This window comes from Paenibacillus lignilyticus (assembly GCF_017942085.1).
GTDB classification, from domain to species: domain Bacteria; phylum Bacillota; class Bacilli; order Paenibacillales; family Paenibacillaceae; genus Paenibacillus_Z; species Paenibacillus_Z lignilyticus.
Map to the genome: position 1 here is coordinate 103,094 of NZ_JAGKSP010000006.1, position 14,672 is coordinate 117,765.

The 14,672-nt window shown below is 52.6% G+C and carries 13 protein-coding genes; all 13 read left to right on the top strand.

Going from position 1 to position 14,672, the window contains the following annotated elements; genetic code table 11:
- Window positions 1–18: 18 nt before the first annotated feature.
- The 13 genes from I8J30_RS16295 (at window position 19) to I8J30_RS16355 (ending at window position 14,672) form a co-directional block, all read left to right on the top strand.
- Entirely contained in the window at window positions 19–1,314 is a 1,296-nt protein-coding gene (locus I8J30_RS16295; RefSeq protein WP_210659448.1) for a dihydroorotase, read from the top strand.
- A gap of 30 nt (window positions 1,315–1,344) precedes the next feature.
- The gene (carA, locus tag I8J30_RS16300) at window positions 1,345–2,490 is read left to right on the top strand and encodes a glutamine-hydrolyzing carbamoyl-phosphate synthase small subunit (RefSeq protein WP_210659450.1); all 1,146 of its coding nucleotides are present in this window, start codon (window positions 1,345–1,347) and stop codon (window positions 2,488–2,490) included.
- Window positions 2,477–5,695, top strand: coding sequence for a carbamoyl-phosphate synthase large subunit (gene carB / locus I8J30_RS16305; protein WP_210659451.1), 3,219 nt, complete (start codon window positions 2,477–2,479; stop codon window positions 5,693–5,695). Before carA ends, carB begins: the two co-directional genes overlap by 14 nt.
- Before the next feature lie 92 nt (window positions 5,696–5,787).
- Window positions 5,788–6,519 carry an orotidine-5'-phosphate decarboxylase gene (gene pyrF, locus I8J30_RS16310; protein WP_210659453.1) on the top strand — a complete coding sequence of 244 codons (732 nt, stop codon included), beginning with the start codon at window positions 5,788–5,790 and terminating at the stop codon, window positions 6,517–6,519.
- Window positions 6,520–7,167 carry an orotate phosphoribosyltransferase gene (pyrE, locus tag I8J30_RS16315; RefSeq protein WP_210659455.1) on the top strand — a complete coding sequence of 216 codons (648 nt, stop codon included), beginning with the start codon at window positions 6,520–6,522 and terminating at the stop codon, window positions 7,165–7,167.
- A gap of 158 nt (window positions 7,168–7,325) precedes the next feature.
- Complete coding sequence (locus I8J30_RS16320) at window positions 7,326–7,574, top strand: hypothetical protein (RefSeq protein WP_210659457.1); 249 nt, start codon at window positions 7,326–7,328, stop codon at window positions 7,572–7,574.
- 252 nt (window positions 7,575–7,826) lie between these two features.
- The gene (locus tag I8J30_RS16325) at window positions 7,827–8,867 is read left to right on the top strand and encodes an ABC transporter ATP-binding protein (protein WP_210659458.1); all 1,041 of its coding nucleotides are present in this window, start codon (window positions 7,827–7,829) and stop codon (window positions 8,865–8,867) included.
- Window positions 8,827–9,651 carry an ABC transporter permease gene (locus I8J30_RS16330; RefSeq protein WP_210659460.1) on the top strand — a complete coding sequence of 275 codons (825 nt, stop codon included), beginning with the start codon at window positions 8,827–8,829 and terminating at the stop codon, window positions 9,649–9,651. The genes I8J30_RS16325 and I8J30_RS16330 overlap by 41 nt, the downstream gene beginning before the upstream one ends.
- Window positions 9,635–10,474 carry an ABC transporter permease gene (locus I8J30_RS16335; RefSeq protein ID WP_240548124.1) on the top strand — a complete coding sequence of 280 codons (840 nt, stop codon included), beginning with the start codon at window positions 9,635–9,637 and terminating at the stop codon, window positions 10,472–10,474. The genes I8J30_RS16330 and I8J30_RS16335 overlap by 17 nt, the downstream gene beginning before the upstream one ends.
- A 126-nt stretch (window positions 10,475–10,600) precedes the next feature.
- Window positions 10,601–11,551, top strand: a complete 951-nt coding sequence (locus I8J30_RS16340) for an ABC transporter ATP-binding protein (protein WP_210659462.1) — start codon at window positions 10,601–10,603, stop codon at window positions 11,549–11,551.
- 4 nt (window positions 11,552–11,555) lie between these two features.
- A complete protein-coding gene (locus tag I8J30_RS16345; protein WP_240548125.1) occupies window positions 11,556–12,671 on the top strand; it encodes an ABC transporter permease in 1,116 nt (371 codons plus the stop codon).
- A 188-nt stretch (window positions 12,672–12,859) separates the two neighbouring features.
- Window positions 12,860–13,624: an ABC transporter ATP-binding protein gene (locus I8J30_RS16350; protein WP_210659464.1), complete on the top strand. Its 765-nt coding sequence runs from the start codon at window positions 12,860–12,862 to the stop codon at window positions 13,622–13,624.
- A complete protein-coding gene (locus tag I8J30_RS16355) occupies window positions 13,590–14,672 on the top strand; it encodes an efflux RND transporter periplasmic adaptor subunit (protein ID WP_210659466.1) in 1,083 nt (360 codons plus the stop codon). The genes I8J30_RS16350 and I8J30_RS16355 overlap by 35 nt, the downstream gene beginning before the upstream one ends.

Below are 14,672 nucleotides of genomic sequence, written 5' to 3' on the forward strand. Positions count from 1 at the left end.
CGAAAGGAGAAAACGATCATGGCACTATGGATTATAAACGGACTCGTTTGGGACGAACAGACAGGTGAGACAGCACGAAAGCACGTTCGAATTGAGAATGGACTGATCGCTGCGATTGCCGATGCGGCTTCCGGTGAGCCGGATACTACCGGACACGATATTATTGATGCACAAGGAAAGCTAATCTCCGCAGGTTTTATCGACATGCATGTGCATCTGCGCGAGCCGGGCTTTGAATATAAAGAGGATATCGCAAGCGGTACACGCTCCGCGGCAAGAGGCGGTTTCACCACGATCGCATGCATGCCGAACACTCGTCCCGTAACGGATACGCCGGAGACCGTGCGCTACATACTGGATAAGGCTAAGAGCGCAGGAATCGTTAATGTGCTGCCTTATGCAGCCATTACGAAGAACGAGCTTGGCCGCGAGCTGACAGACTTCGCAGCGCTCAAAGAAGCAGGCGCAATCGGGTTTACCGATGACGGCGTCGGCGTACAGAACGCGCAAATGATGAAAGATGCGATGAACCTGGCTGCATCGATGAACATGCCGGTTATCGCGCACTGCGAAGACGATTCGCTCGTAGTTGGAGCAGCCGTAACGGAAGGCAAGTTCGCAGCAGCGAACGGACTTAAAGGGATTCCGAACGAGTCCGAAGCGATCCACGTTGGTCGCGATATTTTACTGGCAGAAGCTACAGGGGTTCACTATCATGTCTGCCACGTGAGCACGGAGCAGTCGGTTCGCCTGATCAGAATGGCTAAACAAATCGGCATTAAAGTAACCGCCGAGGTTTGTCCGCATCACTTGATTCTCTCCGATGAGGACATTCCAAGCATGGATGCCAATTGGAAAATGAATCCGCCGCTGCGCACACCGCGCGACGTACAAGCGGTTATCGAAGGTCTTGAAGATGGCACGCTGGACATGATCGTAACGGACCACGCGCCGCACAGTGCGGAAGAGAAGGCACGCGGCATGATGCTGGCGCCTTTCGGCATCGTCGGCTTCGAAACGGCATTCCCGCTTATGTATACGAAATTCGTGAAAACAGGCAAATGGTCGCTTGGCTTCCTCCTGAAACGGATGACATCGGACCCGGCGCGCGTCTTCGGACTTCGCAGCGGTATTCTGGAAGCAGGCGCGCCTGCTGATCTGACCATTGTCGATATCGAGAACGAACGTGAGGTTAACCCAGAGAGCTTCGCTTCGAAGGGTAGAAATACACCGTTTGGCGGCTGGAAGTTGTCCGGCTGGCCGGTAGCAACAATCGTAGATGGAAATGTCGTTTGGACAGAGCTGCAAGAATAGTAAGCAACTTGATAACTAGGAGTGATACGGATGCAAGCAAGATTGTTGTTGGAAGACGGCACGCTGTTTACAGGACTCGGCTTTGGCGCTGAGGGACAATCCGCCGGCGAGGTTGTTTTTAATACAGGGATTACAGGTTACCAAGAGGTGCTTTCCGATCCGTCCTACTGCGGACAGATCGTAACCATGACCTATCCTTTGATCGGGAACTACGGCATTACGCGCGACGATTTCGAAGCGGTACGTCCCTACATTCACGGTTTCGTCGTTCGCCGCCATGAGCCGGTGCCAAGCAACTGGAGAGCGGAATACACGCTAGACCGTTTGCTGAAGGAATACGGCATCATCGGAATCAGCGACATCGATACACGGATGCTGACTCGTAAGCTGCGCCACTACGGCACAATGAAAGGGATGCTGACAACAGGCAATGAGCGTATTGAAGAGCTTGCCGAGCGTCTATCCCTGACACCGCTGATGCGCGACCAAGTAGCCCGCACTTCGACGAAGAGCATCTTCTCCAGCCCGGGCGAGCGCGAGCGTATCGTACTGGTCGACTACGGCGCGAAGAGCGGTATCCTGCGCGAGCTTACGAAGCGCGGCTGCGATGTAGTCGTGGTTCCTCACGATACGACAGCAGAGCAAATCCGCCGCCTGAACCCGGACGGCATTCAATTGTCGAACGGTCCTGGGGATCCGAAGGATGTTCCGCACGCTGTTACTATGATTCAAGAGCTGCTTGGCGAATATCCGATCTTCGGGATCTGCCTGGGCCACCAATTGTTCGCGCTTGCTTGCGGCGCCGATACAGCAAAGCTGAAGTTCGGTCACCGCGGCGGTAACCATCCGGTTAAAGAACTGGCGACAAGCCGCTGCTACATCACTTCGCAGAACCATGGTTACACGGTTCTTGAAGATTCCGTAGCCGGAACGAAGCTTGAAGTGACGCATATCAACAATAACGACAAAACGATCGAAGGCTTGAAGCACAACGAATTCCCGGCCTTCTCGGTTCAATACCATCCGGAAGCGGCACCTGGACCTTACGATTCCAGCTACCTGTTCGATCAATTCCTAGAGATGATTCGTGCCCATAAAAGAAACAACCCGCAAAAACCTCGTCAAGCACAATTGGCGGCATCATTGAGAGGAGAGCTGCAATATGCCCAGAAATAATAAGCTGAAAAAAATTCTCGTTATCGGTTCCGGTCCAATCGTCATCGGGCAAGCTGCAGAGTTCGACTATGCAGGCACGCAGGCTTGCCAAGCGCTTAAAGAAGAAGGCTATGAGGTTGTTCTGATCAACAGCAATCCGGCTACAATCATGACCGATACGAACATGGCTGATAAAGTATACATCGAGCCAATCACACTTGATTTCGTAACCCAAATTATCCGTCAAGAACGTCCGGACGGTTTGCTGCCGACACTTGGCGGCCAAACGGGGCTTAACATGGCAGTCGAGCTGGCACGCGCCGGCGTCTTGGAACGCGAGAACGTTCAGCTGCTTGGTACACAGCTTACGGCAATCGAGAAAGCGGAAGACCGTGATCTATTCCGCGATCTGATGCGCGAGCTGGAGCAGCCGGTACCTGAGAGCGTAATTGTAACAACCGTGCAGGAAGCGTTGGATTTTGCTAACGAGATCGGCTACCCAATCATCGTTCGTCCGGCCTACACGCTGGGAGGGACAGGCGGCGGTATTTGCGCGAGCGAAGAAGAGTTGCTTGAAACGGTTGCATCCGGTATCCGTTACAGCCCAATCGGCCAGTGCTTGATCGAGAAATCGATCGCAGGCATGAAAGAAGTCGAGTATGAAGTGATGCGCGATGCGAACGATAACTGTATCGTCGTGTGTAACATGGAGAACTTTGATCCGGTTGGCGTCCATACAGGCGATTCCATCGTCGTAGCGCCTAGCCAAACATTGTCCGACCGCGAATATCAAATGCTGCGCTCTGCGTCGCTGAAGATCATCCGCGCACTGAGCATCGAAGGCGGCTGTAACGTACAGTTCGCATTGGATCCGTTCAGCTACCAATACTATGTCATCGAAGTAAATCCGCGCGTAAGCCGCTCTTCGGCACTTGCGTCCAAAGCGACAGGTTACCCGATCGCGAAGATGGCAGCCAAGATCGCGATCGGCTACACGCTTGACGAAATCGTCAACCCGGTAACAGGCCAAACCTATGCATGCTTCGAGCCAACGCTGGATTACATCGTATCCAAAATCCCGCGCTGGCCGTTCGATAAATTTATTTCGGCAAACCGTAAACTGGGCACGCAAATGAAAGCGACAGGCGAAGTGATGGCGATCGGCCGTACGTTCGAAGAGTCCATTCATAAAGCGGTTCGTTCCCTGGAAATCGGCACGCACCGTATCCACCTGAAAGACGCGCATGAGCTGCAGGATGATGTGCTGCGCAATCGTCTGGCGAAGCCCGATGACGAGCGGATGTTCCTCGTAGCGGAAGCATTCCGCCGCGGCTACAAGCTGCAGGACATTCAAGATTTGACGAAAATCGACTGGTGGTTCCTGGATAAAATCGAAAGCATCGTCGCATTCGAAGCTGAACTTCGCAGTGCAACCGTACTGACGAACGAGCAGCTGTACGCGGCCAAACGCAAAGGTTTCTCTGACCGCTCCATCGCAGAGATCCGTCGCGAAGGCAACCATACAACCTTTACAAACGAGCTGGAACTGCGTCAACACCGCCTTGAACAAGGGATCAAACCTGTTTACAAAATGGTTGATACTTGTGCGGCTGAGTTCGAAGCAACAACCCCTTACTACTACTCGACTTATGAAGTTGAGAACGAAGTAACGGAATCGGCTAAAGAGAAAGTACTCGTTCTAGGTTCCGGCCCGATCCGGATCGGCCAAGGTATCGAGTTCGATTACTCGACGGTACATGCGGTATGGGCGATTCAGAAAGCCGGCTATGAAGCGGTTATCATCAACAACAACCCGGAAACGGTATCGACCGACTTCAGCACCTCTGACCGACTGTACTTCGAGCCGCTCTTCTTCGAAGACGTCATGAACGTCATCGAGCAAGAGAAGCCGATTGGAGTTATCGTACAATTCGGTGGTCAAACGGCGATTAACCTTGCTGCGCCACTGACTAAAGCAGGCGTTCGTATCTTGGGCTCCAGCCTGGAGAGCATCGATGCCGCCGAGGATCGCAAGAAATTCGAAGTGCTGCTGAATGAACTGAACATTAAACAACCGAAAGGCAAAACAGTCATTTCCGTTGATGAAGCGGTTGAGACTGCGCAGGGCCTGGGTTATCCGGTGCTTGTTCGTCCGTCGTACGTCCTGGGCGGACGTGCCATGGAAATCGTATATTCTGACGAAGAGCTGCTCACTTACATGGTGCAGGCGGTTAAAATCAATCCGGAGCATCCGGTACTGATCGACCGTTACATGCTGGGTAAAGAAGCTGAGGTTGATGCGATCTGCGATGGCGAAACGGTTCTGATCCCAGGGATCATGGAGCATGTCGAGCGCGCAGGGGTTCACTCCGGCGACTCGATCGCTGTGTACCCGCCGCAATCCATTTCGACTGAATTGCAGCAGAAGATGGTCGACATTACGGTCAAAATCGCTAAAGGCTTGAACGTAATCGGATTGGTTAACATCCAATTCGTTATCTTCCAAGACGAAGTATATGTAATCGAAGTAAATCCGCGCTCCTCGCGTACGGTTCCGTTCCTAAGCAAGGTAACAAACATTCCGATGGCGAACCTGGCAACTAAGGCGATCTTAGGCGAGAAGCTTGCGGATCTTGGTTACGAGACGGGTCTATGGCCGGAAGATGATTATGTATCGGTTAAAGTTCCGGTCTTCTCCTTCGCGAAACTGCGCCGCGTTGACCCGACATTGACGCCGGAAATGAAATCGACCGGTGAAGTTATGGGCCGCGATCAGCAATACGCGAAAGCTCTGTACAAAGGTTTGGTCGGCGCAGGAATGCGCATCCCGCCAACAGGCTCCATCATTGCAACGGTTGCGGATAAAGACAAACCGGAAGCGATCGAAATTCTGCGCGGCTTCTACGAGCTGGGCTACAACATCGTCGCAACGGGCGGCACTGCAACGGCGCTTGAAGAAGCGGGATTGCGCGTACAAACGGTAAATAAGCTGAGCGAAGGCTCGCCGAACATCTTGGATCTGATCCGCGACGGTAAAGCACACTTCGTGGTGAACACCTTGACGAAGGGTAAAACACCTGAGCGCGACGGCTTCCGGATTCGCCGCGAAGCGGTTGAGAATGGCGTCGTATGTATGACATCGCTCGACACCGTTCGTGCGCTGCTTAACATGCTGGAGACCATCAACTTCTCCTCGCGTCCAATGCCGGTACTGGCACAGAAATAACCAATAGCATGGCCGTAATTGGCCGCGAAAGCCTGCCTTCAAGCAGGCTTTCGCCATGCCTGTATAGACCTGGGAAAAGGGGCTGTCTGAAGATGAAACTTAGCAGAGAAGAAGCGGCTGGCCGCATTATGGTTGCACTGGATTATCCGGATGCCGCAGCCGCAGAAGCGCTTGTCAATAGCTTGGAAGGAATTCCATGTTACATGAAAGTCGGCATGCAGCTGTTCTATGCGGCTAGCCCGGGCTTTGTGATCGGATTGAAGGAACGCGGCTATAAAGTATTCCTGGATTTGAAAATGCATGATATTCCGAACACGGTCAAAGGCGGCGCGAACAGCATTACGAAGCTTGGCGTCGATATGTTCAATGTCCATGCGGCAGGCGGCGTCGATATGATGAAAGCGGCGCTTGAAGGCGTGGAGCAGGCACTTGCGAGTGATGTCGCATTGGCGCGACCTCTCGTTATTGCCGTAACGCAATTGACAAGCACCAGCAAGCAAGTCCTGAACGAAGAGATCGGAATCAACGGTTCAGTAGAAGAAGCCGTCGTTCGTTACGCGCAGCTGGCTAAACAAGCCGGATTGGGCGGCGTAGTGGCATCACCGCAGGAAGTACAACGGATCAAAGCGGCTTGCGGAGCCGATTTCCGCACCATTACACCGGGAATTCGTCCGGCAGGAGCGGATCCGAATGACCAATCCCGCATTATGACGCCGCGCGAGGCGCTTCAGCAAGGAACCGATTATATGGTTATCGGAAGACCCATCACAGCTGCCGCGAGCCCAAGACTGGCGCTGGAATCCATCATTGAGGAGCTGATCTGATTGACTACACCTGTATTGGAACAACTACCACGCGAGATTGCAAAAGGATTGCTGCAAATTAACGCCGTTGCTCTTCGCCCGAATGAGCCGTTTACATGGACAAGCGGAATGAAATCACCGATCTATTGCGATAACCGCCTTACGATGTCGTACCCGGAAATTCGCGAGCTGATCGCGGAAGGCTTTGCAACGGTTATCCGCGAGCGATTCCCGGATTGCGAAGCTGTTGCGGGTATCGCGACAGGCGGCATCCCGCATGCGGCATGGGTTGCGCAGAAGCTGAACCTGCCAATGCTCTATGTGCGAGACAAAGCGAAGGGCCATGGCAAGACGAATCAAATCGAAGGCCACTTCAAGCCCGGGCAGAAGGTTGTCTTGATCGAGGATTTGATCTCAACCGGCGGCAGCTCCTTGAAAGCAGCGGTAGCCGTGCGTGAAGCAGGCTGCGAGGTGCAAGGCGTTGTAGCCATCTTCACCTATCAATTCCCGAACGCGATCGCGGCATTCGCTGAGGAAGGCATCCCGCTTGCGACATTGTCGAACTATTCGGCACTGATCGAAGTGGCGGCCGAGCAAGGGATTGTACAGCAGAGCGATATCGCGCTGCTGCAGTCATGGCGTGAGAATCCGCAAGCTTTTGGCGTATAAGAATTTGGGATTGAAGTCCGGAGCAGCTGCTCCGGATTATTTTTTTTTTATTAACAATTGCTCCGAAATGTTTCATCCTTCTCTTAATCAGGTTATATTTAGCTTACACACGTCATAGACTAGCTTATACCAAATAAGAGATTGCGAGGAAGCCACTTATGAATACGATGTATGAAAGGCTGCTCAGATCAACAGAGGATTTGCTTTATCGTGTGCGCATTTACGATCGGAACTTGACCAGAAGCGAGGAAATCACGCAATTGGATGAGGCTTATGGGTTGATGAGCACGGCCCTGCTTCGCTCCCAAGGCAGTGATGATCATAGCATGGAATGTTTTGCCTCACGACTGCAGCAAGTGAGATTGCGCTTAATCACCATGATGGAGGACCTCCTTCATCCCGCATAACACGATAAGCAAGCTTCCGTAAAAATGTCTTGCCAACCCCGGAAACGGCTGGTAATATGTTGCATTAAACGGAAGGGTTTCTAGGGATCCGCACATGGCGAACCGAGCGAAACCGGCAAACGACGATATGTCATGCTACACCGTAGGGATAAAAGACCTTCGGCAAGTTCCGCCTTATAACGATAAGGCGGTGCTTGCAGGAGGTCTTTTTTGCTTTACCGAAGCACCGTACGAAGACAGGGGGAGAATGCAATGTCGACCGCAGCATTACAGACACAGGGGCTGAGCAAAAGCTTTGCCGTAAAGCGCAAGGACGCCGGGCTTTCGGGGAGCATCCGCTCGCTCTTTCGGCCGCAATGGGAGGAAAAGGTGGCCGTAAGGCAAATCGATCTGACTGTTGCAAGAGGGGAGCGGGTTGCTTTTCTGGGGCCGAACGGAGCAGGCAAATCGACAACGATCAAGATGCTGACCGGGATTCTTCACCCTTCCTCGGGCGAAGCGCAAGTGCTGGGGTTGACGCCTTGGAGGGATAGGACGAAGCTGGCTTTTCGAATCGGCGCCGTATTCGGGCAGAAATCGCAGCTGTGGTACCACTTGCCGCCGATTGATACGTTTGATTTGATCAGTCGTGTCTACGAGCTGAACCGAAGCGATTATTTGGCAAGGCGTGCAGATTTGATCGAGCGCTTCGAGCTTGGACCTTACTTGAATATTCCGGTTCGCAAACTCTCATTAGGAGAGCGGATGCGCTGCGAGATTGCGGTTTCCTTCCTGCACAGACCGCAGCTGCTGTTCCTGGATGAACCAACGATTGGACTTGACGTGGTCGTGAAGCAGCGGATTCGAGAGCTGATCCTGGAAGTGAACCGCGAGGAGGGGACTACGGTCTTCCTGACGTCTCACGATGCCGGTGATATGGAGGAGCTCTGCTCACGGGCTGTCGTTATCCATCATGGCGGCATTTTGCTGGATGCGCCGGTGGATCGGTTGAAGCGGGAGGTGCTGAGCCGCAAAATCATCTCGCTGACGTTATCCGATCATTTCGTACCGGGTATGCTGCCCGATCTTCAAGGCATGGAAGTCCTTCATTCGGAGGGACGCAAGTTGAAGCTGGCTGTGGACTTGAAGCAAGTCGGCATTGAATCGGTAGTCAGCGCGTTAATGGGCAGGTTCAAGCTGGACGACATGACGGTCGAAGATCCGCCGATGGAAGAAATCATTACGCATATCTATGGGTCGGGAGGGCAGCGCGATGACCATTCGGAACTTGGACCCCTTGTGGGTACGACGTAGTAAGAAAATTGGAGCCGTTGCGCATATCACGATGCGGCAGCAAATGGCCTATAAGACGGATTTTATTATGCGGGCATCGTTTCTGCTGCTCATCTTATTTGTATTCGTTCAGCTGTGGAGCGCTGCTTATGACGGAGACAGCACCCGCGTCATTAACGGCTATACGCTGAAGCAGATCATTTGGTATTTGGTATTTACAGAGGCGATTACGATGGGAGTGCCTGCCCTATGCACGGCCATTGAGAATGAGGTGAAAAGCGGCGATATCGCGATTCGGCTCATCAGACCTATCTCGTATGTCGGCTATCAATATGCCGCGTATCTATCGGAAGCGATTTTTCGATTTTTCGTCCACTTGGCAGTGGGCAGCATGATAGCCTGGACGTTTGTTGGACCGCCGAATTTCGGCTTCGGCTGGGCAGGCCTGCTGTCCCTTACACTCGGGGCGCTCACGATTGCGTTTCTGCTGAACATGGTCGTTGCCTTATGCGCCTTCTGGGTGGAGGAGACGCGCGGGATGGAGTTTGTGCTCCATAAGCTGCAATTCACAGTTGGCGGTATGCTGCTTCCGCTCGATCTTATGCCGGAGTGGCTGCAGCGCATATGCTCGTGGCTGCCTTTCCAGGCCATGCTGTATTTTCCGGCAAGGACGGCTGTGAACTATGGGTCCGTGTCCTTACTGCAGCAAATGGCCATTCAGGCAGCCTGGATTGCGGTGCTGACCTGCTTTACGATCATGATGTACAGGAGAGGAGTGGCGAAACTTCATGTCAATGGCGGATAACGCAGCGAAGGAATATGAGAAAGACCACATGCAAACGCCGCTCGGGACGATCCGGTTTCTGCTGACCTGCTGGAAAGTCAATTTAGCGTCCTCGATGGAATATCGCATGAGCTTCTTCTTGCTCGCCGGGATGATGTTTATTAACAATTTCATGTGGCTGTTCTTCTGGAGCCTGTTCTTTGACCGGTTCCAAGTGGTGAACGGGTGGAATCTATCGGACGTCATGATGCTGTGGGCAGTCGGGGCTGGTGGTTTCGGCTGGGCGAATATGCTCTTTGGCAATTTTCATCGCATAGCTGCCGTTGTTTCCAGCGGTCAGCTCGATGTGTATTTATCGCAGCCGAAGCCTGTGCTGCTTCATGTGTTGGCCAGTCGTATGTCGCTGACGGCAGCAGGAGATTTTTTGTTTGGGCTGGCCGTGTACGCTTGGGTTGGCGATCACACCTTGCTTGGCGCGGTGCAGTTCGGACTGGGGCTGCTTATTAGCGGCTTGATCTTTATGGGCGTCATGATTATTGCCGGAAGCTGCGCGTTCTTCTTCGGCAATGCCGAGGGAATTGCAGGTCAAGTGTTTAATAGCTTTGTGGCGCTTTCGACGTATCCTTCCGGGATCTTCCGCGGCGCAGCGAAGCTGCTCTTATTCACGATCGTTCCCGCAGGATTCATCAGCTATCTGCCGATTGGTTTGATGCGCGATTTCGATCCGGTCTTCTTCTGTCAGGCGATAGCGATGACGATCGGCCTGTTGGCGGCAGGTACGGCGTTATTTCGCATTGGACTCAAACGGTATACCTCAGGCAATGCCATCGCTATGCGAGGCTAGGTATTCACGCTTCTCGTTCTCCTTCTCGGGACCGAGGCCAATTCCCTCCGCAGGCGGTTCTTGCTTTCATTTTCCAATGATAAAGTAAGGGAAGGCATTAGCGCGAAGGAAGGGGAATGATGGCTGGTGACAAAGCACGAGGCAGGCGAGACGGTGCTTACCGTTGATGATCTGCACAAGTCATTCGGAGGAACGGTTGCGGTGGACGGGATTAGTTTTACGGTGAAGAAGGGCGAGGTTTTCACCATAATCGGACCTAACGGGGCAGGCAAAACCACGACGCTTGAAATGATTGAAGGGTTGCAGGAGCCGGATCGCGGATCGGTTGCCGTACTGGGCATGAATTGGGCCGCAAACAAGTCTCAGATCAAAATGGTCATCGGCGTTCAGCCTCAGACCAGCGCGTTGTTCGATCTGCTGACGGTGGAGGAGAACCTCGAAACATTCGCTTCCTTCTACGACAGACGGCGGCCGACAGACGAAATATTGGGCTATATCAACATGGCCGACCATCGGAATAAGAGAGTCAAAGCACTCTCCGGCGGTCAAAAGCAGCGGCTGGCCATTGGGCTTGCGATGATCAGCGATCCGGAGCTGATCTTCCTGGATGAACCGACGACAGGGCTTGATCCCCAAGCAAGACGTAACATTTGGGATATCGTACTGAAACTCAAAGCGATTGGCAAAACCACGATTCTTACGACGCACTACATGGAGGAAGCCGATAAACTGAGCGATCGCGTGTGCATCGTGGATCAAGGCCGAATCGTTGCGCTCGATACGCCAAAAGCATTAATCGGCCGTCTCACGAAAGAACGGGAGATTCATCTGACGTTTACCGGCGGGGATGAGCACGCATCGCTCGCGGAGCATATTGCATTAAACAATGCGGCCGTAACGCGCGTGAAGCGCAGCGGCGATCATCTGGTTGTCTGGTCGCTGCAGCCGGAGGAGACGCTGTATCAATTATTCGGTTTTACCTCGCAGCAAAGCATCGGAGTCGAGCAGGTATCCATTCGTGAAATGAGCTTGGAGGACGTCTTCATCGCGTTCACCGGCAAAGAATGGAGGGACTGAGCCGATGAACCGAAACGGATGGAAGCCATTCAAGAAGCTGTTTGCCGCACAGTTCAAAATGACGTTCCGCGATAAGAATGTATGGTTTTGGTCGATTTTCTATCCGGTTCTTCTACTGGTGATCTTCATCATGATATTCGGCGGCAGTTCGGGCGGCAGCTTCACGGCTAAGCTTGCGCTCGTCGAACCTGCCTCCAATACATTAGCCGAGGATCTGCGCAGCGGCTTGAAGCAGATCGATGTATTCGAGTACAAGTCAGAAACGCCGGTAAGCCGCGAGAAGGCGGAGGAGTGGCTGAAGGATCGCGATGTGGACGCGGTTATCGTGCTGCCGCAAACAAAAGATGCCTCATCGCTTGAGCTGCTGCTGAATAAGGAGAAGCAGAACTCCCCTTCCTCGCAGGCGATACAGAGTATTCTGAACAATATCGTGCTGCAGTTGAACAGTGCCGCTTCCGGCGCTGCTCCCGCATTTACCCTGAAGACGGAATTCGTATCCGCAGGCAGTGAAGAGCTGAAGTATACCGATTTCCTGCTCACCGGTTTAATTGCGCTCGCCATCTCGCAAGCCGGGTTGTTCGGGATGGTATCTATGGTAGAAATGCGTCGCAATGGCCTGCTGAAGAGACTGATTCTGACACCCGCGAGTATGGGACTGTTCGGACTGGGCGGCATTGCGGTCAAGTTTATTCTTAGCGCGATCCAGATTGTCCTTCTGACGCTGATCGGCGTTCTTGCATTCGGAGCACATATCAATATGAATGTGCCCGCATTCTTGATCGTCTTCATCGTTGGCACGTTGTCCTTTGCAGGGATCGGATTTATGCTCGCAGGGTTTAGCAAGACGATGGAAAGTTATTTCGGCATGGCGAATTTAACCAGCTTTATCATGATGTTTATCAGCGGCGTTTTCTTCGATATCAACGTATTGCCGAGCTATATTAAGCCGCTTGCGAACGTCATGCCGCTGACTTATTTCGCTAACGGGATCCGGGACAGCATGGTATATGATCTTGGCATGATGAATGCCACATTCTGGATGAATATCGGCATTATGCTGGCGTGGGGCCTTGTTTCGGTCATCATTGGTTCGAAATTTTACAATTGGAAGCAGCCATAATGTGTTAGTCTTAAGAGAGAGCTTCTGCGCCATAAAGCGGATCATGTCCGTTTTTGCGGCTCAGAAGCTTTTTTAGCAAATATTTAACGAATTTGGTATCTGAGCGCGTAACTTTTTGATTGCTCGCTCCGTCTAAACGTTATTGAGATTAAAGTTTTTTAATAGGAAGGGGGGTCTCTGCAGCCGCGATGGGATGGTGGAGAAGCAAACAAGCAACAAAGGAAGCTGTAGAATCCGACGCAACAAGGGAATCCGAGGCTCCGTACATACCAACAATCGAGACCAAACCGCTTCTCACCGTAGAGTCGGTTGAACGTACATTCCAAGTAGGCGGGCAACCGCTGCATGTGTTGAAAGGAATTGCGATGGAGCTTCGTCCCCGGCAGCTCGTGATGCTCCGCGGGCGTTCCGGCTCCGGCAAAACAACGCTGCTCAATATGATCGGCGGGCTCGACCAACCTACGAAGGGCCATATTTTCTTTCAAGATTTGCCCTTCCATAGCATGAATGATGACGAACGCACGAAGGTACGGCGCAAGCACATCGGGTTTATTTTTCAGGCGTATGCCTTAATGCCGCTCTTATCTGCTTATGAGAACGTCGAGCTGTCGCTGCGTATGGCGGGTATTCCGTCTCAGGAGTGGAAGAAGCGGGTAGAGCATTGCTTGGATCTTGTCGGTCTTGCGAAGAGGATGCATCACCGTCCGTTCGAGCTATCCGGGGGTGAACAGCAGCGTGTTGCGATCGCGAAGGCTATCGCACATCGTCCCAGCATGCTGCTTGCCGATGAGCCGACCGCTGAGCTTGATTCACAAATGGCCGCCCAAATTATGTCGGTATTCCAGACGATCATTCGCACGGAACAAGTTACAATTTGTATGACAACGCACGATCCCACGATTCTGGAGGTTGCCGATCATGTTTACGAAATGGTTGACGGGAAGTTCATTTAAGACTGCAGCTGTTGTAGTTCTTGGAGCTTCTCTTGTTTTCACGAGCGGATGCTCATTGCTGCCAAACGAGGATAACGAAGAAGCATTGCCTGCTATTGCGCCGCCGCAAATTTCGAAGAAGCCGGAGTACGAGGTAACGACAGCTACGCTCGAAACGAAGAAGACGGGAATCGGGAAGCTGATTTCGCTTCAGGAAGAAACGCTTTATTTCACTCTCGACGGCAAACGATTGAAGGAACTTCATATTAAAGTCGGCCAGAAAGTAACGGCAGGCCAAGTGATTGGTTCCCTCGATGTGGACGATATGAAGAAGCAATTGCGCTCCGATAAGCTGCAATTTTCACGAGATGAGCTGCAAATGAAGGAAACGCTGCGCAAGAAGGATGAGATGGATCCGGTAGAGTTTGAGCTTGCGAAGATCACTTTCGAAGAGAAACGCCAGAAGCTGGTTGAATCGCAGTTGGAAATTGACAAAGCGATTCTGAAAGCGCCGTTCAGCGGTACGGTGGTTTCGATGAACGTCATGAAAGGCGATTTGATCAAAGCTTATGATCCTGTGTGCATCATCGCGGATACCGGACAGTTAACCGCAGCAGCGAAAATGACCGCCGACGAGCTGCAAGGTATTTCCGTAGGCATGCCGGTTGTCGTTGACATCAACGGTGCCGGACAGGTCAAAGGCAAGATTGCCCAGCTACCGATTCAGAAGGATGACGGTGGCAATGGTGAAGGCGGGGGCGGTGGTAATGGAGGCGCCGGCGGCAATAAACCGGAGCGGCCGGAGGATTTTCTAACCGTGAAGCTGGATAAAATGCCTGCAGGCGTGACACGCGGAACGCCGCTGTCGATCTCCATTATTATGGACCGCAAAGAAAATGCAATCGTGATTCCGCCATCTGCATTACGTTCGATCGGGTCCCGTACTTATGTGCAAGTCATCGATGAGAACGGCAAACGCGAGGTGGATGTTGAAGTAGGGCAGCAAACGGCAACGCAAGTTGAAATCCTCAAAGGATTGACACCGGGGCAGAAAGTCGTAGGTCGATAA